Genomic DNA, 23,919 nt, shown 5'->3' with positions numbered 1-23,919 from the left:
ATCTTTTGCAATCACGTGCCGCTTTTGCGCTAAACGAGCCTTTGGGGCAAGTCTGCGCTGGTGAAGCGGCAGTCAGCGGCGGGGCGAATGCATACGCAGATGCGCACGGACGTGATCGTGGTGGCGGCAGGCAGCGGCCAGAGGGCGGGCGGGGGATTGCCCAAGCAGTACCGCCTGCTGGGTGGGGCGAGCGTCCTGCGCCGTACGCTGCTGCGCTTTCTCGGCCAGCCGGGCATCCGCCGTGTCCTGCCGGTCATTTCGCCGGAGCATGCCCCTCTCTGCGCCGCCGCCCTTGCCGGCCTCGACGGGGTGATGCCGCCCGTGGCGGGAGGCGCCACCCGGCAGGCCTCGGTGCGGGCGGGGCTTGAGGCATTGGCGCAGGACCCGCCCGACCTGGTGCTCATTCACGACGCGGCGCGGCCCTTCGTCTCGGCCCGGCTGGTCGCGGACGCCATCGCCGCCGCTGCCGCACATGGCGCCGCCGTGCCGGCTTTGGCGCTTGTCGACACGCTGAAGGCGGTGGCCGAACCGGGCTTTCTCGCCTCCGGGCCGGATCGCGACGGGGTCCGAAGTGTGCAGACGCCGCAATCCTTCCGCTACGATCTGATCCGGGCCGCGCATCGCGCACAGGCGGGAGCGAACGACCTGACGGACGACGCCGCCGTGGCCGAGGCGGCCGGGCACAGGGTCGCCTCCTTCGCTGGCGACCCCACCAATATCAAGCTGACCACGCCAGAGGATTTCGTGACCGCCGAACGCCGCCTGCTTGCCGAGCTTGCCGATGTCCGCACTGCCACCGGCTTCGACGTCCATGCCTTCGGCCCGGGCGACCATGTGGTGCTCGGCGGCCTGCGCATCCCGCACGCTTTTGGTCTCGCCGGCCATTCCGATGCCGATGTGGTGCTGCACGCGCTCACCGATGCGCTGCTCGGCACGATCGGCGCCGGCGATATCGGCCATCATTTTCCGCCTTCCGACCCGCAGTGGAAGGGCGCGGCCTCCGACCAGTTCCTGGCGCATGCCGCCGGTCTGGTGCGGGAGGCGCGCGGGCGCATCGCCCATCTCGACGCCACGGTGATCTGCGAGGCACCGAAGATCGGCCCGCACCGCGAGGCCATGCGCCAGCGGATCGCCGCCATCGTCGACGTTCCCCTCGCCCGGGTGAGCGTGAAGGCGACGACCAGCGAGCAACTCGGCTTCACCGGCCGGCGCGAGGGCATCGCCGCCATGGCCGCCGCCACTGTCCGCCTGCCCTGGGTCGACTGAGGAGACTGGACATGGACGACGCCATCCAGCGTGAGGCCGTACAGGTGCTCGACCTTTGCCGGGCGCGCGGGCTGACGGTCTCTACCGCCGAATCCTGCACCGGTGGGCTCGTCGCCGGCGCGCTGACCGACATTGCCGGCTCGTCCGATGTCGTCGACCGGGGCTTCGTCACCTATTCCAACGCGGCCAAGCAGGAGATCCTCGGCGTCTCCCTCGCGACGCTGGACGCCCATGGCGCGGTGAGCGAGGAGACGGCGCGTGAAATGGTCGCCGGCCTGTTGCGCGTCGCCAAGACCTCGCTCGGCGTCTCGATCACCGGCATTGCCGGCCCGGGCGGCGGCTCGGACGCGAAGCCCGTCGGCCTCGTTCATTTCGCTGCCGGCAATGGCAAAGACGTCATCGTGCGGCGGGAGGTGTTCGCCGGGCAGGACCGCGCCGGCGTGCGCCGCCTCGCCGTTCTCACCGCTCTCGCCATGCTCGCCGAACTCGCCGCCCGAGCGCCTTTGCGCTGAGCACTGCAAGCCGCCGCAGAGGGCGCCCGGCGAGCGATACAACCGGAAACGAAATAGCCGTCTTCGGAGACATGGCAGCAATGTGGGCGGTGCATCTTCGCCATCGCCGCCAATGAACCACACCGTCGGCGGCGCGCGGGCCTGCCCCGCCCGTGCGCTGGAGCCCGCTCCGTCCGATCGCCCCACACCGGGCGGGCTCCAGCGCCAGCTTTTTCGCGAAGAGACGCGAGGGCCCGCTATCCCCCGCCATGCGTGGTCGTGATGACGTCCACATCGCCCTTCAGCCGTGAGCAGCAGGCGAGGATATAACCCTGGCGTATCTCGCGGGGGCTAATGCCGCCCTTGTGGTTCATGTCCACCTCGCCGGCGAGCTTCCTCACCCGACACGTGCCGCATAGGCCGTCCTGGCAGCCGGTGGGGATGACGATGCCCCCGGCGCGGGCCGTCGCCAGCACCGTCGAGCCGATCGCCGCGGGCAGGGCGCGGCCGTCGATGGTGAGTGTGGGGCCGGCCTCCCTGTCGACCGCGAGCGGTGCGGGCGCCGGGATATCCGAAGTGGCGGTGGCGGTGCCGAAGCTCTCGGTGTGGAAGCGGGTCGCCTCCCCGCCTTCGGCATCGAAAATGCGCTCGATGGCGGCCATGAAACCGGAAGGCCCGCAGCAGAACACCTCGCGGCGGGACAGGTCCGGCACCGCCAAGGCCACCAGGCGGCGGTCGACGGCGCCGCGAAACCCCGCCCAGCACTGGCCCGCCGGCACATCGGCAACCACCGTCACGATCCGCAGGTGAGGCATCTGCCCGTCCAGCATCGCCAGTTCGTCGGCGAAAAGCACGTCTGCCGGCGTGCGCGCGGCATGGAGAAACACGACATCGGCACTCTCGCCGCGATCGGCCAGCCAGCGCAGCATGGACATCATGGGGGTGATGCCGCTGCCGCCGGAGATAAACGCGAAGGCCGGCGCGTGATGATGGGCGAGGGAGAAACGCCCGACCGGCCCGCGCGCCTCCAGCTCGACGCCCGGATGCAGCGCCTCGTGCATCCAGCGGGTGGCACGGCCATGCGCCGCCGCCTTGACGGTGAGTTCCACCACCTCCGCCCGGGTCGGCGCGGAGGCGATGGTGAAGCTGCGCCACGCGGTCTCGCCCGGCAGCGGCAGCGCCAGAGTTAGCGCCTGCCCCGGCAGATGCTTGACGGGCCGCCCGTCGATGTCGCGAAAAATGAAGGTGACGACGTCCGCCGTCTCCTGCCGCCGCCCGATGCAGGCGAGGCGCAGATCGCGCGGCGTCATTATTCGGCCGCTACCCGGAGCCCCGGCGCGCCCGGGGGCAGATGCGCGGCCATGGCCCCCGTGTACCAGCGGTTGAAGTCGAGGATCATGAACTCGCCCAGCGGCGAATAGGGCCCCGGCTCATAGGCGTCCGACTGCACGCCGAGAAAGTTCTGCTCGGCCAGATGCTGGTCCTGCTGGTTGGTGATCTGCCAGACCTCGGCGAGCCGATTGACGTCATAATCCCAGCCTTCGAGCGCGTCCTCGTGCACCAGCCAGGTTGTGCGAACCTCGGTCTCCATCGGCCCGCGCGGCAGCACGCGGAAATGGATGATGTGGTCGGACAGGAAGTGGTTCCAGTTGTTCGGCACATGGAACATGCGCACCGAGCCGAGATCGCGCTCGGTGAGGTCGCCGACCAGCTTCTTGCTGGCCGGCTTGCCGTCCATGGTCATGGAGGTCACGCCCTCATTGAAGGGCAGGCGGATGCAGCGGAACTCGATGCCGCCATTGGCCGGCTGGTGCGGCAGGCCGAGGGCGTCCCATTCGCCGGCCTTGCGCTTCATCAACTCGCTGAACCAGTGGGTGCGGGTGTCGCCCGGCAGCGCCGCCTCGACCAGCGACACCAGCAGCTCGGGGTGATTGCCGGCGCAATGGTAGCACTCGCGATTATTCTCGATGACGAGCTTCCAGTTGGCCTTCTCGATCAGCACCGATTCGAACGCCACCTTGGTGCGGGCGGGCTGGTGCGGGGCGATGTAGGGCGTGACGGTCCGCTTGAAATGATCGAGATCGGGCGGGTTCTCCGCGAGGCAGATATAGACGAGGCCGGCGACATTGGCCGCGTGCACGGGCTTGAGCGAATAGCGGCGCGGGTCAAAATCGTCCGGCATCTGGGTGGCGGAGAGCAGCGTGCCGTCGAGATCATAGGTCCACTGGTGATAGGGGCAGACGAGGCGCCCGACCGTGCCCTTGTGCTCCTGGCAGATGCGCGAGCCGCGGTGCCGGCAGGTGTTGTGAAAGGCCTGCACCTCGCCATTGTCGTCGCGCACGATGATGATGGAGTTGCGGCCGACCTCCAGGGTGAGGTAATCGCCCGGCTCCTTCACCTCGCATTCATTGCAGGCGAACAGCCATTGCGTGCCGAAGATGGCCTTCATCTCCATGTCGAAGACGTCTTCATCGTAATAGAGCGGCCCCGGCAGGCTGAAGCCCGCGCGGTACTGCGCCATCAGTTCGGACACTTTCTCGCTCGCGCTCATCGTCGGCTCCCGGCATGCGGCGTGCACGAGTATCCTATTGTTTCGTCGGCAGGTCCGTCCCGAATGCGACAGCGGGCGACAAGGAGGCGACGTCCTTAACCTGTCCGAGCCCGCTCACCTGGCCGAGCTGGCGGCGGCCGGCGCGCTCGCGCAATTCGCTCGGGCGCATGCCGTAGATGCGCTTGAACCACTGGCCGAGATGCGAGGTGGAGGCGAAGCCGACGGCGACGGCGATCTCCAGGATCGGCTGGCTGGTGTAGATGAGCAGTTCGCGCGCCCGGTCGACGCGCAGCGAGAGATAATAGCGCGCCGGCGTCATACCGAGATGCTGGTTGAACAGCCGCTCCAGCTGGCGCGGGCTGAGCCCGGCCGCCTTCGCCAGTTCACCGACGCTGGCCGGCGATTCCAGATTCTGCTGCATGGTGTGGACGGTGCGCTGGAGCGAGGCAGGGAGGCTGCCGACACGCCGCAGCCGCCCTCCCCGCTGCTCGTCATTGGCATCGCGAATGCGCTCATGGTGGAACTGGTTGGCGACGCGCTGGGCGAGATCGGGATCGTAACGGTCGGCGATGACGTGCAGCATCATGTCCATCGCCGCCGTGCCGCCCGAGCAGGTCAGCCGGTCGCGGTCGATCTCGTAGATCTTGCCGGTGGCGATGACCTTCGGAAAATCCTCCTCGAAGGCGGCGCCGTTCTCCCAGTGGATGGTGCAGCGATAGCCGTCGAGCAGCCCTGCCCAGGCGAGGAGATAACTGCCGGTGGAGAGCGAGCCGACCGCGATGCCGCGCCGGGCGGCACCCCGCAACACGGCGAGATAGCGCTTCACGTCCATGGGGGCGATCCGCATGCCGCCGCAGACGAAGATGGCGTGCGAGCCGTCCAGCGCCTGATCGACCGGGGCCGCATCGAGGCGGATGCCGTTTGAGGCCGTCACCGGCTCCCCGTCGATGCTGCACAGCCGCCAGCGGAACGCCTCGCGCCCGATCAGCCGGTTGGCGGAGCGCAGCGGCTCGATCGCCGAGGACAGGCTCATCATCGAGAGGTTTTCGATCAGCAGGAAGCTGAAGGTCAGTGGCTCCGCGACCGAGTCGTAAAACATGCCGGCACCGCGCAAGGGGAGTATCCCCTTAGAATGGCTCAAAAGCGTCACCAGGGCAACGAAACCGACATGGAATGACGGGCTGTGGCTTCAGGAGGCCATGGCCATGGACTGCCAGCCCTGCAGCGCCGCCCAATCCGGCTCCAGATGGGCGAAGCGCTTGAGCCGCAGCGTCGACAGGTCGGCGAACGAGCATTCCCCGTCGGTCACCAACTGCTGGATGGCACGGCCGCTTGCCGGCGACAGGCCGAAGCCGACCCCCGACAGGGTGGCGACGGTGAGGTTGTCCCAGCCTTCCGGCCGGTCGATCACCGGCCGGCCGTCCGGCGTGTTTTCGATCAGCCCGGCCCAGCTGCGGATGATCTTCGCATGGCCGGCCAGCGGCAGCAGCTCGGCCACCCGCTTGGCGATGTTCTGCATCAGCGGCGTCGCGGGACGGGCGCCGCCCGGCACGTCTTCCGTCTCCACCCATTCATGCGGCCCGCCGCCATAGGCGAGGTTGCCGCGCAGCGTCTGCCGGCCGTAGAGCCCGTTGCCGTCGACGCCGCCGAGCGGCATCAGCGGCAGCGCCTCGGTGACGATCATCTCGGCGCGGGCAACCTTCAGCGGAATGTCGACGCCGAGCATGGCGGCCAGCCGGCCGGTCTGCGGGCCGGCCGCGAGCACGAGGTGGTCGCAGCCGAAGCGGCCCTTGTCGGTTTCCACCGCCACCACCCTGCCCGCTTCGACCGCGAAACCGGTAACGGCGGTGTGCTGCATGACAGTGCCGCCGAGGTTCTGCAGCGCCCAGGCATAGGCCTGCACGGTACGGTGCGGGTTGGCGTGGCCGCCGAAATGGTAGTAATGGCCGGCAAAGACGTTGTCGCCGGCCAGCGGCACCAGCTCGCGCACCTGCCTGGCGTCGATCTCGTCGATGCGGAAACCCTGGTGGCGGGCATTGACGACGGCGCGGCTGTAGAGCGCCAGCTGCTTCTCGTTGAGCGCGATGCGCACGCGGTTCGGCTGGAACTCGGTGGGATGGCCGAGCATCTCGTCCATCAGCGGCCAGAGCCGCTGCTCCTCGGCGAAAAGCGGCGAGTGATGATGCGAGCAGCCGCCGCCATTGCGGCCGGACGCCTCCCAGCCGACGAGACCCTTCTCGATCACCCGCACGTCGACGCCCGCCCGCGCCAGCCACCAGGCGGCGCTCAGCCCGGTGACGCCGCCGCCGACAATGACCACGGAGGCGCCCTTGGCGCCGTCCGGCTGGATGAGATCATTCGCTGGCATGGGGCTTTTCCACGGCAAGGCCGGCGACGGTGTAGTCGTCCTCGACATCCCAGAACGGCACCCATTGGCGGGGCATGCCGAACCAGGAATCCCACTGTTCGCCGAAGGCTATGTCCTCGTCCCGGGGCGCGGCGGCGTTGAGCGACAGCGGACGGACGGGGGCGCGATAGCCGGCGAGCGGCACGGCGGCGAGCGGCACGGCGGCCTGCAGGGCGAGCAGCGCCTGTATCTGCTCGCGGCAGCGCCGGCCCTGGCATGGACCCATGCCGGCGCGGGTGAGGCGCTTGATCTGGTCGGGGTGCGGCGGCCCCTCCCCCAGCAGGTCGGTCAAGTTCCGCTGGCGATTATCGGCGCCCTGCCAGTCGAGATAGCGCGGCGGCCGCACGTCGAGGATTTCCCGCGCGGTAACGTCCTCGCACTGGCAGACATAAGGCTCGGTCGTCGCCTCGATCACGCTGGCCTGCACCCAGCCCTTGCGATAGGCGTCAATGTCATAGGCGACCTCGCCGGGCGGTGGCGGCGGGGAAAGGCCCTCGCCCGCCATGCCCAGCGCGGCGGCGGCCGCCGCAACGGCATGCCGCGCCTCGGTTTCGGCAAGCGACGGGTCGCGGCTCTTGGCCGGCCAGATGCCGGCACAGTCGCCCACCGCCTGGATGATCGCCACGGAGCTGCGCGCCGCCGGATCGAGAACCGGCGCATAGCCGCCGCGCGCGGCATCGAAGGCGAGCCGGCAGCCGGCGGCATCGAGCAGGTCGACCATCGGCACGGCACCGATGCCGAGCACCACGAGGTCGCAGGCGAGCGTGCCGGCGGCCGTTACGACGCCGCGCACGCCATTGAGATCGGCCTCGACCGCCCGCACCACGTTGCCGCAGCAAAAGGTGACGCCGGCGGCGCGCAGTTCGGCGACGAGATCGCCCGGTCCCACCGGCGCGGCCGCCTGTTCGATCACTGCCGCCACGGTTACGCCGTGCGCCCGCAGGATGCGTGCCGCGAGCAGGGCCTCCGCCGCGGAGCCGAGGACAACCGCGCGTGTGCCCTCCAACGCGCCATAGCGCGTCGCCAATTGCACCGCCGCCGTTGCCCCCATCACCCCGGGCTGTTCCCAGCCGGGAAAGGCGAGGCCCATGTCCCGCCGCCCGGTGGCGACGATGGCGCGCTCGAAGCTGACGAGATGCGTGCCGTTTTCCTCGTCCGCGAGGCCGGCGAGCGGGGCCGGCATCCATCCGAGATTGGCGCCGTTGGCGTAGAGCCCCCAGCAGGCGGTGCCGAGCCGCACATCGACCCCGAGCTCGAAGGCGGTGGCGATGTCGGGCGCGCTCTCCAGCATCGCCTCCATCATGGCGTTGCGGTTGCGCGCCACGCCGCCGACGCGGCCGCCGAAATGCAGCGGCACGCTCTCGCCCATCGTCTCGAACGGCACCGGGTTCTCATCGACCAGCACCACGGCGAGACCGCGCCGCGCCCCCTCGATCGCCGCGGCGAGACCGGCAGGGCCGGCGCCGATGACGAGGAGCTGGGCGTGTCCCGCGACGCAGAGCGTCTTGCCGGCGACCGAACGCGGGTCGATGCGGCCGTGGTCGACGCTCATGCCGCTTCCCCGATGGGCGCCAGCACGAGATCGGCGAGATCGGCGACCGGCGCGCCGGTGCCCATGCCGGTGACCAGCGTTTCGATCGCCTGCCGGCGATTGTCGCCCAACTGGCCGGCCAGCGCCTGATACTTTGCCGAGATCTCGGCATTGGTCAGCGGATTGGCCGGCCCGCCCTCGGCCTGCGTCCAGTCTGAGGTGAAACGTCGCCCGTCGCGGGTGGCGAGCGACACCACGGCGAATCGCTCGGCCGGGAAGCGCGCGCAGATCTCCGGGTCCTCGATGAGGCGGATCGAGGCGGAGAGGTCGAGAACTTCAGGGTCGCGCAGGCCGGCGCCGGTGATCTCGTCGGCGCCGAGGCGGCCGCGCAGGATCATCGCCGCCAGCGGGAACGGCAGGCTGTACTGCGCTTCCTCGGTGGTCGCCGGACGGGCCGAGGCAAGGCGCACCGCCTCGGCGAAGCTGCGCACCTCGACGTCGGCAATATCGGTCCCGGTGAGGCCATGCGTGGCCATCAGCCGACGTGCCGCTTCCACTGCCGGCTGCGCCCAGCGGCAGACCGGGTAGGGCTTGAAATACTGTTCGAGGATGTACCAGCGGCTGCCGAGATCGCCCCACAGCGCCTGCTGCTCCGGCGCTTCCATGGTCAATGCCGGCGCGCCGGTGAAGCCGTCGGCCGCGAGATAGGCGGCGGAGACCCCCGCCAGCGCACCCCAGCCGGAGCCGTCCTTCAACATGGTGGGGTAGTCGATGCAGCGCATCATCTGGCTGCGCGGGCCGTGATATTCGGCGGTGCCGAGCGCCTCTCGCGTCTGCGCCGGCGTCAGCTTCATCAGCCGGGCGCCGAGCGCGGCGCACGCGAGCGCGTTCCAGGCGCCGGAGGTGTGGTAGTCGCAGGCGCTCGCATGAAGGGCGATGCCGGCGCGGGTGGCGATCTCATAGCCGATGACGATGCACGCCAGCACCTCGCGGTCGTCCAGCGCCAGATCCTCGGCCTCCCAGAAGGCAAGCAGCGCCGGCAGGATGGCGACGCCGGCATGGCCCTTGGTCAGCGCGTGGCCGTCATGGGCGTCGAAGGAATCGATCAGCGAGGCGCCGGCATAGGCGGCCCCGACCGGCGAGACCCGCCGCCCGTCGAAGATCATCCGGGCGCCACGCCCCTCGCCGGCACCAAACTGGCGCGCCGCATGGTTGGTGACGATCCGCGCCAGATCGGTGCGTCGGCCGCTTGCCGCGACACCGACGAGATCGAGCAGGCAGCGCCGCGCCAGCGCCGCGACGTCGGGCGGCAGATCGGCATAGCTGAGATCGTGGATGAAGTTCTGGACGTTCATGATGTCGCCTCGGGACGGCCGGCCGGGGACGCATGCGCCCGGACCCGCCACATCGCAATCCTTGCAGCGGCAGGGCGCCGGGCACCCTCGACTTTCCGACGAGCGCGATCAGAAACACGACATTGCCGGCGCATCGCCCTGCGCGGCTCGGCGTTTCCGCCACCGGACGGACGGCCGAGGGATTCCCCAGGGGAATGCCGTCAATGTCGGATTTATAGCCCTCGGCGTCGAAAACGCTACGAGAGCTGCCCGTGGCCCGTGCATCAGTAGAGACGCTCCAGCAAGCCGCCCCCGATGCGGGGGCGGCGCTCACCGGGAAGCAACGCCGTTGGAAACGCTGAACTTTGCCATTGCCAACTGGTCGCAGATCCTCGCGCGGGGCTGGGAGCACATCTCGCTGGTCGGCGTGGCGGTCAGCGTCGCGGTGCTGACGGGTGTGCCGATCGGCATCCTCATCACCCAGAGCCGCACGGCGGCCGACCGCGTGCTCTACGTCGCGGCCGTCATCATGACGATCCCGTCCATTGCCTTCTTCGGCCTGCTGATCCCGGTGCTGTCTCCCATCGGGCAAGGCATCGGCTATCTGCCGGCGGTGATCGCGCTCATCTTCTATTCGCAGCTGCCGATTATCCGGAACACCTATACCGCCATCATGAACATCGACCCGGCGCTGCGCGAGGCGGCGCGGGGAATGGGGATGACGTCGTTCCAGCGCCTGCGCGAGGTCGAGCTGCCCATAGCCCTGCCGGTCATCATCAATGGCGTGCGCAACGCGGTGGTGCTCAATATCGCGATCGCCACCATCGCCACCTATATCGGCGCCGGCGGGCTCGGCGTGTTTATCTCGCGCGGCATTTCTCAGACCGATCCGCGCCAGCTCATCACCGGTGCCTTCGCGGTGAGCGTGCTCGCCATCGTCGCCGATCTCGGCCTTCTCCTGCTGCAGCGGCGACTGACGCCCGTTGGCCTGCGGCAATCGTGACAGCGGGGGCGACATGATCCGGCTCAAGAACCTCACCAAGATTTTCGGCACCACGACCGCCGTCGACAATGTCAGCATGGAGGTCGGGGCCGGCGAGGTCTGTGTGCTGCTCGGCCCGTCGGGCTGCGGCAAGACCACGACGATGAAGATGGTCAACCGGCTGATCGAGCCGTCGGGCGGGCGCATCTTCATCGACGGCAAGGACGTGACGGATGTCGACGCCGTGCAGCTTCGCCGCTCCATCGGCTATGTCATCCAGCAGATCGGGCTGTTTCCCAACAAGACGGTCGAGGACAATATCTGCGTGGTCCCCGACATGCTCGGCCATGACCGCAAGGCCTCGCGCCGGCGCGCCGCCGAACTGCTGGAGATGGTCAATCTCGAGCCCGCCGCCTATGCCAAGCGCTACCCGAAGGAGCTTTCCGGCGGCCAGCAGCAGCGCGTCGGCGTCATCCGCGCGCTGGCGGCGGACCCGCCGGTGCTGCTCATGGACGAGCCGTTCGGCGCCATCGACCCGATCAACCGCGAGGTGATCCAAGACGAGTTCATGCGGCTGCAGGCGGCGATGAAGAAGACCGTCATCTTCGTCAGCCACGACATTGACGAGGCGGTGAAGATGGCGTCCCGCGTCGCCATCTTCCGTGCCGGTCGGCTCGTTCAATACGACACGCCCGACAACATACTCGCCCATCCCATCGACAGCTTCGTCGCCGATTTCGTCGGCGCCGACCGCACGCTGAAGCGGCTGCGGCTCATCACGGTGCGCGATGCGATGACGGCCGATCCCCCGCGCGTCACCCCGGAGGACAGCGTCGAGACCGCGCTGGCGCTGATGGAACGGCACGGCCACATCTCGGTGGTGATGGTCGGCCCGCACGGCAAGGTGCTGGGATTCGTGCGTGCGGAGGCCCTGCGGGGCAAGCGCGGCAAGGTGGGGGAGCATTACGAGAAGCTCACCAGCGTCGCGCGTGTCGACGACAATCTGCGCAATGCGGTGTCGCAGATGTTCGCCAACGACCAGTCCTGGCTCGCCTGCGTCGACGCGGCCGGCGTCTATCAGGGCTACATCACCCAGCGCGGCATCACCCATCTTCTGGGTGCCACCTATCGGGACCGGTGATGGAGAGCGCGCACGCGGCGCATCCGATGCGGGCGCTAGCCAGCCTGTGGCGGCTCGTCCTGCTGGGCCTGGTGTTCCTCCTCGGCATATGGGCGAGTGCCAGCGGCACCCTGACCGCGATGATGGCCTATCGCGAGGACATCGGCTTCCTCACTCTCCAGCATCTTGAACTGGTCGCCATCTCCGGCGCGATCGCCATCGTCACCGGCATTCCCATCGGCATCGTCCTGGCGCGGCGCAGCCTTGGCCTGTTCGGGCCGCTGCTGGCGCAGATCATCAATCTCGGCACCACCATCCCGACCCTCGCCATTCTCGCCCTGGCGATGACCGTGCTCGGGCTCGGCGCGCCGCCGGCGATCTTCGGGCTGGCCTTGCTGACCCTGCTGCCCATCGTCCTGAACACCGTCGCCGGTCTGCGCGCCGTGCCGCCGGCGCTGGTGGAGGCGGCGCGGGGCATGGGGATGACGAGCTGGCAGATTCTCTTCCAGGTCGAGCTTCCCAACGCTCTGTTCGTCATCGCCGCCGGCATCCGCACCGCGCTCGCCATCAATGTCGGCACCGTGCCGCTGGCCTTTCTCATCGGCGGTGGCGGGCTGGGCGAGCTGATCTTTACCGGCATCGACCTGATGGACACCGGCCTGCTTCTGGCCGGTGCGATCCCGACCGCCCTGCTCGCCATCGGCGTCGATTTCATCGTGGGCCAATTGCAGTTCTGGCTGGTGCCGCGCGGCGTCAACCCCTTGAGATAACAACATCCAGAGGAGAAGAAGATGCGCTTCCTGAAGACCTTGGCACTCGCTGCCGCCCTGTTCGGCGCCGTAGGCGCGGCCAGCGCCGACACCATCGTGGTCGGCGGCAAGAACTACACCGAGCAGCAGCTCATGGCGGAGATGACGGCCCAACTGCTCAAGGCCAAGGGCTTCGAGGTCGACAAGCGCGCCGGCCTCGGCACCGCGCCGCTGCGCCAGGCGCAGGAAAACGGCCAGGTCGACGTGTACTGGGAATATACCGGCACCTCGCTCATCACCTTCAACAAGTTGACGGACAAGCTCGACGCTGCGGCGACCTATGCGAAGGTTAAGGAGCTCGACGCGCCCAAGGGCCTGGTCTGGCTCACTCCCTCGAAGGCCAACAATACCTACGCCTTCGCCATGCGTGCCGCCGATGCGAAGGCCAAGGGCATTACCTCGATCTCCGACCTCGCCGCCAAGATCAAGGGGGGCGACAAGCTCACCTTCGGGTCGAACGCCGAGTTCTATGCCCGGCCCGACGGGCTGAAGCCGCTGGAGGAAAGCTACGGCTTCAACTTCGGCCGCGAGTCGGTCAAGCGCATGGACACCGGAATCGTCTATCAGGCGCTGAAGGACGGGCAGGTCGACGTAGGCCTGGTCTTCGCCACCGACGGGCGCATCCCGGCCTTCGACTTCGTGGTGCTGACGGACGACAAGGGCTATTTCCCCACCTATGCGATGACGCCCGTCATCCGCAAGCAGGTGCTCGACGCCAACCCCTCGCTCGCCGGCATACTGGACGGCCTTTCCGCCAAGCTGGACGACCAGACCATGGCGCGGCTGAACGCTTCCATCGACGTCGACAAGAAGTCGGTGGAAGACGTGGCCACCGGCTTCCTGAAACAGCAGGGCCTGAACTGAGGAGCGCGGCACGCCCCGCCTCGACGGCTCTACGCCTTTCCGATCGGATGGCGTAGGCTCACGGCATGGGACTGTTGACCTTCAGCCTGAACGTCACCCTCGACGGCTGCGTCGATCATGAGGAGGGAATCGCGGATGACGAAACGCACGCATTCTTCACCCGCCTCATGGACGAGGCCGGGGCGATGCTGTGGGGCCGCACCACCTATGAGATGATGGAGAGCTATTGGCCGGCGGTGGCACGCGGCGACGTGGAGGCGCCGCCGGCAATGCGCGAATGGGCGGAAAAGCTCGACGCCAAACCGAAATACGTGGTGTCGTCGACGCGAAGCGACTTCCCCTGGGCCAACAGCCACCACCTGGCCGGAGACCTGCGGACCGGCGTGCAGAGGCTCAAGGACGCGACCCCGGCCGGCGTGCTCCTCGGCAGCGGCAAACTCGCCACCGAGTTGGACAGGTTGGAGCTGATCGACGCGTACCGGTTCCTCGTTCACCCCAGGATCGCCGGCCACGGCCCGACCCTGCTTCAGGGCGGGCTGCCCCGTACCCGACGGCTGGAGCTCGTCTCGGCGACGCCGCTGCGCAACGGCGCGGTCGCCATGCACTACCGGCGCGCGGGCGCTCAGCCCAGCCGGTAGAGGTCGGATCGGCGGTCGGCGAGATAGTTGTGGCCGGAACGCCAGGCGTCGACGGTGGCGCGTTTCACATCCGCCGCAATCAGTGCCGGGCCGTCCGAGGCTGCCGCCGCCAGCACCGATCCGTCCGGCGCGGTGATGCGGCTCATGCCGATGAAATTGAAAGCCGCGTCAGGTCCCACGGCATTGGCGTAGACGACGTGGCAGCCATTCTCATAGCCGCGCGCCGGCACGAGAACCTCCGGCACCACGGTGTAGGGATGGCTGGTGGCGCTCAGCACGACGAGCGTATCGGCGCCGCGCAGCACGAGGTCGCGGGCCGCCTCGGCGAATTCGAGGTCGTAGCAGATGAGCAGGCCGAGCTTCAGCCCGCCCCACTCCATGACCGGTGAAGGCATGCCGGAGGCGAACAGCCCCTTCTCATGCGGGCCCCACAGGTTCACCTTGCGATAATTGCCGCGAATATCGCCCTCCGGCCCGATGGCGAGCGCGGCATTGTAGCGCGTGCCCGCCTCCTCCTCCGCATAGCCGAGGACGAACCCGGTGGCGGCGCGGCGGGCGAGGTCGCGCACGCGGTCGATAAACGCAGAGTCCCGCGCCACCGCCAGGCGACGCACGCGCTCGGCATCCCCATAGCCGCACAAGGCGAGTTCCGGCAGGACGATGAGATCGGCATCGCGCGCATCGGTGATGGCATGCTCCAGAACGGCGAACGCCTCGTCATGGGTCTCCGGCGGCGTCCCTGTCTGGGCGACCGCGATGCGCAGGCTGTTGGTCATCTGCAGGCCTCTCGAAGGCAATGGCCGGGGCCTGCGAGCCCCGGCCAGGATCATCGAACGCGCGCGCCAGTGAGGCGACGCTTCACTTCGGGATGAAGCCCTTGTCCTTCAGGTAGATCTCGGCGACCTTCTCGATGTCGAGGCCGTCAATGTCCGCCTGCCCGTTCAGCTTGATCTGGGTCTCGGTGTCGAGCGAGTTGGTCACCGCCTCGATGGCCGGGCCGATTTCCGGGTGCTTGGCGAGCACATCGTCGCGCACGGTGATGGCGGCGTTGTAGGCGGGGAAGAACAGCTTGTCGTCGTCGAGCACGGCGAGGCCCACCTTGCCGATGCGCGCATCGGTGGCGAAGGCGACGATGACATCGACCGAGCCGCTGTCGACCGCCGTGTACATCAGGCCGATCTCCATCGGCTTGATGGCGCCGAACTTGTAGCCATAGTGCTTGCTCATGCCGGGATAGCCGTCGAGCGGGCGCGCGGCGAACTCCACCGAGGAGCCGAGCGTCCATTTCGGCGACTGCGCGGCCAGGTCGGAAATGGTCTTGATGTTGAGTTCCTTGGCCTTGTCCGCCTTCAGCGCCAGCGCATAGGTGTTGTTGAAGCTGGTCGGCGCGAGCCAGGTGATCTTGTACTTGTCCTTGTAGGCGTCGCGGACGACCTCATAGGCCTTCTTCGGGTCGGTGATCGGGTCCTGCTTCAGGACATTGGCGAGCGCGTCGCCGGTGTAGTCCGGCAGCACGTCGATGGCGCCGGAGAGGATGGCCTGCTGGGCAATGCCGGTGCCGCCGAGATTGGGGAAGCGCTCGACCGGCAGGCCCAGCTTCTTCTCGATCACCAGGGCGGCCATGATGCCGAGCATGGCCTGCTCGGTGATGTTGGGCCAGCCGATCTTGATCGGCGTCTCGGCGTGGGCGCGGGGCGTGGCGATGGCGGTGAGCGCCAGCGTTGCCGCGGCGGCGGCGCAGACGGCGCGGCGGGTGAAGAGCCGGTTCATGCGTTTTGTTCCTCTGGATGAGCGACGCTGTTATCCGCGTCGTGGTTGCGGGTGCCTTCCCTCGGGATCGTGACGTCCCAAGTTTTTGTCTTGGCGAGGACATCCCCCTCGAAGAGGTCGAGCCTCGCGGTAATGTGGAAGCTGTCGGCGTCGCCGGTCATGCGGGCGAGGCTTTCGGTGCGGACCGACCAGTCGCCGCGCGCCATGGTCATGGTCCAGCCGGTCTCGATGCGGGCGGAAAGCGGATCGCCGGCGTCGACCTCATAGGTCTCGTCATTGATCCGGCCGATCACCATGCCGCTCGGCTCGATGCGTTCTTCGCCATAGTCGAGGCGCACCTGCACGCGCCGCCGCCCGGAGACGATCTCGCTCGACGCCTCGCGGCGGAAGCTGCCGGTGCGAAGCACGGTGCGCGGTTCGGGCGCCGGCACCACCGGTCCATCCATGTCCGGCAGCAGGCGCGAGCCCGGCCCGGGTTGCCACGCCGGCAGCCGGAGCCGGCTCTCACCGGTGAACAGGCTGAGCGTCGCCGCCTCGGGCGAGGGCCAGGCGGTTGGCCAATAGGAGGTGGACACCGCGACGCGCATCCGGTGGCCGGCCTTGAACCGGTGGGCGACGTCGCACAGCGCGATCTCGGCAGTGTAGCGCCGCCCCGGTTTCAGCGCGGTGAAGCGGTCATGGCCGTCGAGATGATTGAGGTTGAGCAGGCCGTAGCTCACCCGCGACGACGCGCCGTCCGGCGCGACGTCGTTCAGCCGCACCGCCACCATGGCGCGCGGCCGGTCGACCGCGAACTCCACGTGCAGCACCGGCTGGCCGATGACCGCGAGGTCCTGCTCCAGCGGTGGCGTGTCGAAGCAGAGCGAGCGGCCGTCATCCTCGCGCTGGTCGGTCGGCTGGTCGGCGGCGACGCCATAGGCGCACCATTCACCGGCGCCGACGCCGATCTCGAGCGGGCTCAGATGCCGCATTTCGGCCGGCTCCGGCGGTGTCGCGTCGAGCCCGGCGAGGCCGAGATGGAGGTCCCGCGCCGTCACATCATCCGAGGGCCAGCTGTCGAAGACGACCCAGCTTCCGGGACGCTCGGTATGGGCGGGGTCGGCCGGCAGTTGGTCCTGCAGCCACAGGCGCAGCTGCGGCTCACCTTCCACGCCGGTATCGACGCCCTTCAGCCAGCGATCCCACCAGCGCAGGCATTCGCCGAGGAAGTCGACCTGCGGGCCGGGCACCGCGAGATGCGGATAATCGTGCCCCCACGGCCCGATGAGGCCCTTGCACACGCCGGAAAGGCCCTGGACGAGGCGTGGCACGGCGTTGGTGTAGGAATCCGCCCAGCCGCCGACGGCCAGCACCGGCACCTCGATGCGGGAAAATTCCTCGCACACCGAGCCGCGCCGCCAGTAGGCGTCGCGGAGTGGGTGGCGGGTCCATTCGGCGATGAAGAGGGACGCGTTATCCACGCGCTCCATCCACATGTCGCGCCAGCGCTCACCCACCACGGCGGGGTCCGGCGGGCGGGAGAGGTCGGCAAAGAAGGTCTGCGACCAGGTGAGATTGGCGCTCAGCGGGCAGCCGCCCATGTAGTGGACATCGTCGCCGTAGCGGTCATCGGTCGAGCCGACCGTGATGATCGCTTTCAGCGGCTGCGGCCGCAGGGCGGCGATCTGCAACGCATTGAAGCCGCCCCAGGAAATGCCCATCATGCCGATGCGGCCATCGCACCAGGGCTGCGCGGCGATCCATTCCAGCGCGGCAAGCGCGTCCGCCTGTTCCTGCGGCGTGTATTCGTCCGCCAGCAGCCCCTCGGAATCGCCGGAGCCGCGAATGTCGATGCGCAGGGCGGCATAGCCATGCGCGGCGAAGAAGGGGTGGACCTGCGCGTCCCGCGCTGCCATGCCGTCGGATTTGCGGTAGGGAATATATTCGACGATCGCCGGCACCGGCTGGTCGAGCCCCGCCGGCCGCCACAACCGCGCGGCGAGGCGCACGCCATCCGGCATCGGGATCCAGATATGGCGCTGGCATTCCACCTCGTGCGGAGCGGCGGGGGCTGTCATGGCCTCAACCCGTGCTGGCGCGCAGGAGGTCGCGGATGTGCAGGCTGCCGCCGCCTTCCACCGCCAAAGCGTCGCGACCGGTGTCGAGCATGCGCAGGAACGCATCCTCCAGCGTCGCGGCGCGATCGATGGCCGGCGCGTCTTCCGGCCCGGCAGTCGCCGTCATGACCGAGGCGACGGACAGCGTGCTCAGCAGCTTGACCAGCCGGTCATGGCCGATGAGCTCGGCGACGAACTCGTTCTTGGGGTGCCGCAGGATGTCGACCGGCGCCTCGTGCTGGATCAGCCGCCCGGCGCGCAGCACGGCGACCTTGTCACCGAGGCGGATCGCCTCATCCATGTCGTGGGTGACGATGATGATGGTCTTGCGCACCTTGCTCTGGATCGACAGCAGCTCGTCCTGCACCCGCACGCGGGTGATCGGGTCGAGCGCGCCGAAGGGCTCGTCCATCAGCAGCACCGGGGGATCGGCGGCGAGGGCCCGGGCGACGCCGACGCGCTGCTGCTGGCCGCCGGAAAGGCTGCGCGGGTAGCGGGCGCGGTGGGTTTCCGGCACCAGCCCGACCAGGGTGAGCAACTCGTCGACGCGCGCATCGATGCGCGCCTTGCTCCAGCCCAGCAGGCGCGGAACGATGGCAATGTTCTCGGCGACACTCATATGCGGGAACAGGCCGACATACTGGATGACGTAGCCGATCATCCGCCGTAGCTCTTTCACCGGCATCTTCGAGATCGGCGTGTCGCCCAGCACGATGTCGCCGCTGGAGGGCTCGATCAGCCGGTTGACCATCTTCATCGTGGTGGTCTTGCCGCAGCCGGACGGTCCGACCAGGGCGAGGATGGTGCCGGCCTCGACGGTCAGCGACAGGCGATCCACGGCCGGCGGCGTGCCGGGGAAGGCCTTCGTGACATCGCGGAACTCGACCTGGAGCGCCATGAATGCGCCTCCTATGATACGCGCCGGCTGGCGAAACGCTCCAGCCCGAACAGCAGGTAGTTGACGGTGATGGCGAGCAGCGCGGTGAGGCCGGAGCCGATGAGCAGCGGCGTGGTGTCCATGCGGGAAATACCCTGCAGGATCAGCGTGCCGAGGCTGTCGACGCCGATATAGGCGGTCAGGGTCAGCACCGAGACCAGCATCACCGCCGAGATGCGCACGCCGGCGATGACGATGGGCAGTATCGCCGGCACCTCGACCCGCAGAAGGATCTGTGCCGGCGACATGCCCATGCCGCGTGCCGCCTCCAGCATGCGCGGATCTATCGAGGCGAAGCCGCTCGCCGTGTTGCGCAGGATCGGCAGCACGCCCTTCACGAAGAGCGGCACCAGCGCGCCGGAAATGCCGATGCCGAGGAAGGGGATCGCCAGCGCCAGCAGCACGATTTCCGGGCAGGCCTGCAGCACGTTCACGACCGGCACGATCAGCGTGTCGAGACGCTTGAAGCGATGCACCAGCGTGCCCAGCACCACACCCAGCACGATCGCCGCCGCCAGCGCTATGGCGAACAGGATGACGTGCTGCTCCAGCAGATAGAGAATGTTGTCGCCGAAGAGGTCGATATATTCCGCGAGGCTCATGGCATTGCCACCTCGCGCGAGCGGGACAGGCGCTGCTCGGCACGCTTCAGCAGATAATCGGCGCCCAGTGCCATCGCCAGCACAGGCACGCTACCGGCCAGGACGAGGTTCCACGACATGATGGAGATGCCGCGGAAGATGAAATCCCCTAGCCCGCCGGCGGCGATGAGCGAGGCGAGCGTCACCATGCCGATGGCGTTGACCACTGCCACGCGCAGGCCGGCGAAGATCACCGGCAGCGCCAGCGGCAGCTCGACGCGGAACAGGCGGGTGAAGCGGCCCATGCCCATCCCGATAGCCACTTCGCGCAGGTTCGGGTCGATATTGGCAAGGCCGGTATAGGTGTTCTGCACTACCGGCAGCAGCGAGTAGAGCACCACCGCGACGATGGCCGGAATGACGCCGATGCCCAGCAGCGGGATCATAAGGCCGAACAGCGCCAGCGTCGGCACAGTGTAGATGACGCTGACCGTGTTGAGCACCAGTGCGGCGGCGACGCGGTTCATATGGCTGACGATGCCGAGCGGAAGCCCTATGCCCAGCGCGAGGCCGACCGCCATCAGCGACAGCCGCAAATGCCACCACGAAACGGCGAGGATGTCCTCCCAGCGGCTGGACAGGAAGTCGGTGAGGCTCATCCGCCCGTGCTCCTCGGCGCGCCGGCGCGCGGCGTCTCGACGGTCCATTCGCGGGCGAAGACGCGCTCTCCCGTGTCGAACGCCTCATATTCGGCATGAAGCCGCCAGCCCGTGGCGATGGCGGTCAGCGTGCTGCGTGTCTCGATACGCACCTGCCAGTCGCCGCGCAGGAATTCGGCCTTGCGCACGGCGACAGACGAGGCGCCCGACGGGTCGTCGCGCAGCGTCGTGTAGGTTTCGCTGCCAAGAGCCCTCAACTCCAGCCCGGTCTCGGCGATGCGGATGGCGCCGAGATTGCGCACGACATCGACCGTGGCGCGGCCGGTGGCGACCTCGTGGGTGATCTTCAAGCGCCCGCGCGCCGGCGCCTCGATGACGTCGACCTCCAGCGGCGGCGGCGACCAGGGCGTGCCGAGGTCGGGCGCCTCTGCCCCCTCCCCGCCGCGCAGCGGCACGGTCAGCGCGCCGGCCGTCAGCGACACCGTCGCCGCGACCGGCAGCGGCATGGTCAGCGGCCAGTATTGGGTGGAGACGGCGAGCCGGAGCGTGTGGCCGGCCGGGACGCGATAACCGATCACCTTCAGCGGCACGCGCACCTCGATGGTGGCGCCCGGCACCAGTGGTGCGCCATGGGCGAAGCCGTCGCGATGCGCCAGGTTCAGCAGCCCATAGGTGATGCGCGTGCTGACCCCGTCCGGCGCGACGCTGTTGAGACGGACGGCCAGCATGGCTTCCGGCTGGTCGACCGAGAGGCTCAGCGCGACCTCCGGGCGGCCGAGGATCTCCATCGGCGCGTCCAGCGGCGCGCTGTCGAAACAGGCGGAACCCGCGTCATCCTCGCGCTGGTCCAGAGGCATGTCCGGTCCCCAGCCATAGGGGCACCATTCGCCCGAGGCGAGGCCCACCGTGGCCGGCGACTTCACCACCGTCTCGAAGGGGCCGTCGCTGGCGGTCCCCAGCCTGCCGGCACTGAGGTGGAGCGTGCGGGGGCTGACATTGGCGCTAGGCCACTGCGCCTCGGCGACCCAGTGCCCTTGCCGCACCTCATATTGCGGCCTTGGGGGCTCGTCGTCCTGCATCCAGGCGGTGAGCATCGGCTCGGTGTCGATACCGTTCTCGACGCCCTTCATCCAGCGGTCGAACCAGCGGACGACGAGGCCGATGAAGTCGAAGGCCGGCCCCGGCGTTGCCACGTGTGAGTAGGCGTGGGCGCCGGGCCCGATGACGCCCTTGCGCGGCCCGGGCAGGTTCGTCAGCAGGCGGTGGACCGCGTTGGTGTAGCCGTCGGCCCAGCCGCCCACGGCCAGCACCGGCACCTCGATGTCGGCGTAGTTCTCGCAGACGGAGCCGCTGCGCCAATAGGCGTCGCGATCGGCATGGCGCATCCAGCGCGCCGCCGGCGGCTCGCTGATCGCCTGCATGCGCGCCATCCACATTTCGCGCCAGCGCGGCCCGACGATCTCCGGGTCCGGCGGCGGCGCCAGCCAGGTGAACAGGGTCGCGCCATATTGCAGATTATCGTTCAGCAGCGCCCCGCCCATGTAGTGCATGTCGTCGGCGAAGCGGTCATCGGTGCCGCAAGTGGTGACGATGGCCCGCAGCGCCGGCGGGCGGGTGGCGGCGATCTGCAGCGCGTTGAAGGCGCTCCAGGACAGGCCGATAAGGCCGACCGCGCCCGTGCACCATGGTTGCGCCGCGATCCAGGCGATCACCTCATTGGCGTCCGCCCATTCCTGCGGGGTGTATTCGTCGTCCATCGTGCCGTCGGAATCGCCCGCACCGCGCATGTCGACACGGATGGCGGCGTAGCCGCCGGCGGCGAGGCCGGGATGCAGGATCGCGTCGTCGCCGCGGTGCCGGTCGCGGCGCCGATAGGGAAGATATTCCAGGATCGCCGGCACCGGCTCGGCTGTCCCCGGCAGCCACAGCCGTGCCGCAAGCCGGCAGCCATCTTTCAGGATGATCCAGACGGTCTCTTCGGCGGGCATGGCGTCCTTTGGGTATCAGGCGACGTCTACGCCCACTGATACACGCCATCCCTCACGCCGATGCCACGTATCCGACCTCCCGCGTCAGATTGACGACAGACTGGCTCACCGCGCGCCCAGCGTGTGAGCAGGATGCCTCGCCGCCTATTCGGCGAGCATAAGCGGGAAGCGACGGCCGAGCCGCCGCGTGCCGTCGGGTCGCTGCTTCTCCGGCTCAGCCGGCCGTGAAGGCACTCATCTGCCGGACCAGCAGCACGCCCACCGTGGCGCCGGCATCCTGCAGGCCGATGGTCTTTTCCTGGAAGGCGGCAGCCTTGCCATGCTGGGCGAGCAGGCTCTTGGTGCGCTCCAGCGCGGCGTCGGCCTCCCGCGCGGCGGCGGCCATCGCCGGGGCGAGCGCCGCGCCGCTCGCCGCCTGCGCTTCCAGCACCGTGGCGACGGGGTCGAGCACGTCGAGGATCGTCTTGTCGCCGAGCTTCGCCTTGCCACGCTCGGCGATGCCGGTGGTGAAAGCCCGCCAGAACACGGCGGCCTCGGGCGTGCCCATGGCCTCGCTGCCCTCCAGGGCCTTGCCACCGCGCAGGAAGCCCGTCGCGGTGAGCGTGCCCATGGTTGAGGGCGCGGTCTTGGCGATGATCGCCCCGGCCGAGCGCAGCAGCTTGGGCAGGCCGGCGGCCGCGCCCTCTGCCGCGACCGTATCAGCGGCGGCGGTAAAGGACTTCGCCATGGTGATGCCGAGATCGCTGTCGCCGACCTTGCCGTCGAGCGCGATCAGGAACTCCCGCTCGGCCACGAACAGGTCGCGCCAGCTGTGGAACAGGCCGATCAGATCCTCGGCGCGGATGGTCTCCATCGCCACCTCCTCAGACCTTGTAATGGGCGAAGAACGGCGTGTTTGCCGGGGCGGCGATCAGCGGATCGAGCTCGGCGTCGAGCTTGAGGACCGAGATCGAGGCGCCGGCCATTTCCATGGCGGTGGCGAACTCGCCGATCCACACATACTTCACCTTGGCACCCTTCTCCTCGAACAGCTGCGAGACGCGGCGGAAGAGGATGTAGAGTTCTTCCTTCGGCGTCCCGCCGAGCCCGTTCACGAGCACCGCGAACGCGTCGCCCTCGCCTGCCGGCTGCTCGGCGAAGACGCGCGCCATCATCTGGTCGACCACCTCGTCGGCGGGCGCGAGCTTGGAACGGCGGATGCCCGGCTCGCCATGGATGCCCATGCCGATTTCCATCTCGTCTTCGCCAACCGAGAAGGTGGCGTGGCCGACTTCCGGCACCACGCAGCTCGACAAAGCGACGCCGATGGTGCGCACATTCGCCCTCGCCTTGTCGGCGAGCCTATGAACCTCGTCGAGCGACAGCCCGTTCGCCGCGGCGGCGCCCGCCGCCTTGTAGACGAAGAAGATGCCGGCGACGCCGCGCCGCTTGTGCTCCTCGCCGACCACCGAGGAAGCGATATCGTCATTGCCGACGACCTGTTTCACCGTGATGCCGTCGAGGTCGGCCAGTTCGGCCGCCATGTCGAAATTGATGATGTCGCCGGTGTAGTTGCCATAGATGTAGAGGACGCCGGCGCCCTGATCGATGTACTTGGTCACTTCGTGCATTTGGTCGGCGCTGGGCGACTGGAACACGCCGCCGACGGCGCAGCCATCGAGCATGTTCTCGCCGACATAGCCGAGGAATAGCGGCAGATGGCCCGAACCGCCGCCGGTGGCAATGCCCACCTTGCCGGGCGTCGGCTTGGCGACGACAAGGCAGCGCTTGTCGTCATTGGCATAGGTCACCTGCGGGTGAGCCCGGTAGATGCCCTCAAGCATTTCGTCGACGAAGTTCGCCGGGTCGTTGAGAAACTTCTTCATGGGGTCCTCTTGAGCGCGAAGCTGTGGCGT

22 protein-coding genes are annotated in these 23,919 nt (G+C 68.5%); 7 read left to right on the top strand and 15 right to left on the bottom strand.

Annotation, left to right across the window (positions count from 1 at the left end):
- Positions 1–87: 87 nt before the first annotated feature.
- Positions 88–1,266, top strand: coding sequence for a bifunctional 2-C-methyl-D-erythritol 4-phosphate cytidylyltransferase/2-C-methyl-D-erythritol 2,4-cyclodiphosphate synthase (locus tag ACQY76_RS18660; RefSeq protein ID WP_428030191.1), 1,179 nt, complete (start codon positions 88–90; stop codon positions 1,264–1,266).
- A gap of 11 nt (positions 1,267–1,277) precedes the next feature.
- On the top strand, positions 1,278–1,778 hold the full coding sequence (locus ACQY76_RS18655; RefSeq protein ID WP_428030190.1) for a CinA family protein: 501 nt from the start codon (positions 1,278–1,280) through the stop codon (positions 1,776–1,778).
- Between the two features lie 236 nt (positions 1,779–2,014).
- On the opposite strand, the gene ACQY76_RS18650 is transcribed toward ACQY76_RS18655, so the two are convergent.
- From ACQY76_RS18650 to ACQY76_RS18625, 6 genes are all read right to left on the bottom strand, one after another.
- Positions 2,015–3,067, bottom strand: a complete 1,053-nt coding sequence (locus tag ACQY76_RS18650) for a 2Fe-2S iron-sulfur cluster-binding protein (RefSeq protein WP_428030189.1) — start codon at positions 3,065–3,067, stop codon at positions 2,015–2,017.
- Positions 3,067–4,308, bottom strand: a complete 1,242-nt coding sequence (locus ACQY76_RS18645) for an aromatic ring-hydroxylating oxygenase subunit alpha (RefSeq protein ID WP_428030188.1) — start codon at positions 4,306–4,308, stop codon at positions 3,067–3,069. Before ACQY76_RS18645 ends, ACQY76_RS18650 begins: the two co-directional genes overlap by 1 nt.
- Positions 4,309–4,342: 34 nt before the next feature.
- Complete coding sequence (locus ACQY76_RS18640) at positions 4,343–5,407, bottom strand: GlxA family transcriptional regulator (RefSeq protein ID WP_428030187.1); 1,065 nt, start codon at positions 5,405–5,407, stop codon at positions 4,343–4,345.
- 90 nt (positions 5,408–5,497) lie between these two features.
- Entirely contained in the window at positions 5,498–6,676 is a 1,179-nt protein-coding gene (locus ACQY76_RS18635; RefSeq protein ID WP_428030186.1) for an NAD(P)/FAD-dependent oxidoreductase, read from the bottom strand.
- Positions 6,663–8,267: an NAD(P)/FAD-dependent oxidoreductase gene (locus ACQY76_RS18630; RefSeq protein ID WP_428030185.1), complete on the bottom strand. Its 1,605-nt coding sequence runs from the start codon at positions 8,265–8,267 to the stop codon at positions 6,663–6,665. Before ACQY76_RS18630 ends, ACQY76_RS18635 begins: the two co-directional genes overlap by 14 nt.
- The gene (locus ACQY76_RS18625) at positions 8,264–9,601 is read right to left on the bottom strand and encodes an MmgE/PrpD family protein (protein ID WP_428030184.1); all 1,338 of its coding nucleotides are present in this window, start codon (positions 9,599–9,601) and stop codon (positions 8,264–8,266) included. The genes ACQY76_RS18630 and ACQY76_RS18625 overlap by 4 nt, the downstream gene beginning before the upstream one ends.
- Before the next feature lie 328 nt (positions 9,602–9,929).
- Between ACQY76_RS18625 and ACQY76_RS18620 the strand changes: the two genes are divergently transcribed.
- The 5 genes from ACQY76_RS18620 (at position 9,930) to ACQY76_RS18600 (ending at position 13,993) form a co-directional block, all read left to right on the top strand.
- Positions 9,930–10,583, top strand: a complete 654-nt coding sequence (locus tag ACQY76_RS18620; RefSeq protein WP_428030183.1) for an ABC transporter permease — start codon at positions 9,930–9,932, stop codon at positions 10,581–10,583.
- A 13-nt stretch (positions 10,584–10,596) separates the two neighbouring features.
- Positions 10,597–11,703 (top strand): ABC transporter ATP-binding protein, encoded by a 1,107-nt coding sequence (locus ACQY76_RS18615; RefSeq protein WP_428030182.1) that lies wholly within the window; start codon positions 10,597–10,599, stop codon positions 11,701–11,703.
- The gene (locus tag ACQY76_RS18610; RefSeq protein WP_428030181.1) at positions 11,703–12,452 is read left to right on the top strand and encodes an ABC transporter permease; all 750 of its coding nucleotides are present in this window, start codon (positions 11,703–11,705) and stop codon (positions 12,450–12,452) included. Before ACQY76_RS18615 ends, ACQY76_RS18610 begins: the two co-directional genes overlap by 1 nt.
- Positions 12,453–12,473: 21 nt before the next feature.
- Entirely contained in the window at positions 12,474–13,355 is an 882-nt protein-coding gene (locus ACQY76_RS18605; protein WP_428030180.1) for a glycine betaine ABC transporter substrate-binding protein, read from the top strand.
- A gap of 65 nt (positions 13,356–13,420) precedes the next feature.
- Positions 13,421–13,993: a dihydrofolate reductase family protein gene (locus ACQY76_RS18600; protein WP_428030179.1), complete on the top strand. Its 573-nt coding sequence runs from the start codon at positions 13,421–13,423 to the stop codon at positions 13,991–13,993.
- Here the strand turns inward: ACQY76_RS18600 and ACQY76_RS18595 are convergent.
- The 9 genes from ACQY76_RS18595 to ACQY76_RS18555 form a co-directional block, all read right to left on the bottom strand.
- A complete protein-coding gene (locus tag ACQY76_RS18595; RefSeq protein ID WP_428030178.1) occupies positions 13,978–14,769 on the bottom strand; it encodes a nitrilase-related carbon-nitrogen hydrolase in 792 nt (263 codons plus the stop codon). The two genes, ACQY76_RS18600 and ACQY76_RS18595, sit on opposite strands and share 16 nt — an antisense overlap.
- Before the next feature lie 82 nt (positions 14,770–14,851).
- Positions 14,852–15,763 (bottom strand): glycine betaine ABC transporter substrate-binding protein, encoded by a 912-nt coding sequence (locus ACQY76_RS18590; RefSeq protein WP_428030177.1) that lies wholly within the window; start codon positions 15,761–15,763, stop codon positions 14,852–14,854.
- On the bottom strand, positions 15,760–17,820 hold the full coding sequence (locus ACQY76_RS18585) for a CocE/NonD family hydrolase (RefSeq protein ID WP_428030176.1): 2,061 nt from the start codon (positions 17,818–17,820) through the stop codon (positions 15,760–15,762). The genes ACQY76_RS18590 and ACQY76_RS18585 overlap by 4 nt, the downstream gene beginning before the upstream one ends.
- 4 nt (positions 17,821–17,824) lie before the next feature.
- Positions 17,825–18,757 (bottom strand): ABC transporter ATP-binding protein, encoded by a 933-nt coding sequence (locus ACQY76_RS18580; RefSeq protein ID WP_428030175.1) that lies wholly within the window; start codon positions 18,755–18,757, stop codon positions 17,825–17,827.
- 11 nt (positions 18,758–18,768) lie between these two features.
- The gene (locus ACQY76_RS18575) at positions 18,769–19,398 is read right to left on the bottom strand and encodes an ABC transporter permease (protein ID WP_428030174.1); all 630 of its coding nucleotides are present in this window, start codon (positions 19,396–19,398) and stop codon (positions 18,769–18,771) included.
- Entirely contained in the window at positions 19,395–20,036 is a 642-nt protein-coding gene (locus ACQY76_RS18570; RefSeq protein ID WP_428030173.1) for an ABC transporter permease, read from the bottom strand. Before ACQY76_RS18570 ends, ACQY76_RS18575 begins: the two co-directional genes overlap by 4 nt.
- A complete protein-coding gene (locus tag ACQY76_RS18565) occupies positions 20,033–22,024 on the bottom strand; it encodes a CocE/NonD family hydrolase (protein ID WP_428030172.1) in 1,992 nt (663 codons plus the stop codon). The genes ACQY76_RS18570 and ACQY76_RS18565 overlap by 4 nt, the downstream gene beginning before the upstream one ends.
- 214 nt (positions 22,025–22,238) lie before the next feature.
- Positions 22,239–22,877, bottom strand: a complete 639-nt coding sequence (locus tag ACQY76_RS18560) for a dihydroxyacetone kinase subunit L (protein WP_428030171.1) — start codon at positions 22,875–22,877, stop codon at positions 22,239–22,241.
- A 10-nt stretch (positions 22,878–22,887) separates the two neighbouring features.
- The gene (locus ACQY76_RS18555) at positions 22,888–23,889 is read right to left on the bottom strand and encodes a dihydroxyacetone kinase subunit DhaK (RefSeq protein WP_428030170.1); all 1,002 of its coding nucleotides are present in this window, start codon (positions 23,887–23,889) and stop codon (positions 22,888–22,890) included.
- Positions 23,890–23,919: the final 30 nt, after the last annotated feature.

Source organism: Ancylobacter sp., from assembly GCF_965279025.1.
Lineage (GTDB): Bacteria > Pseudomonadota > Alphaproteobacteria > Rhizobiales > Xanthobacteraceae > Ancylobacter.
The sequence above is the reverse complement of the archived record's forward strand: the minus strand, read 5'-3'. Positions and strand labels throughout refer to the sequence as shown.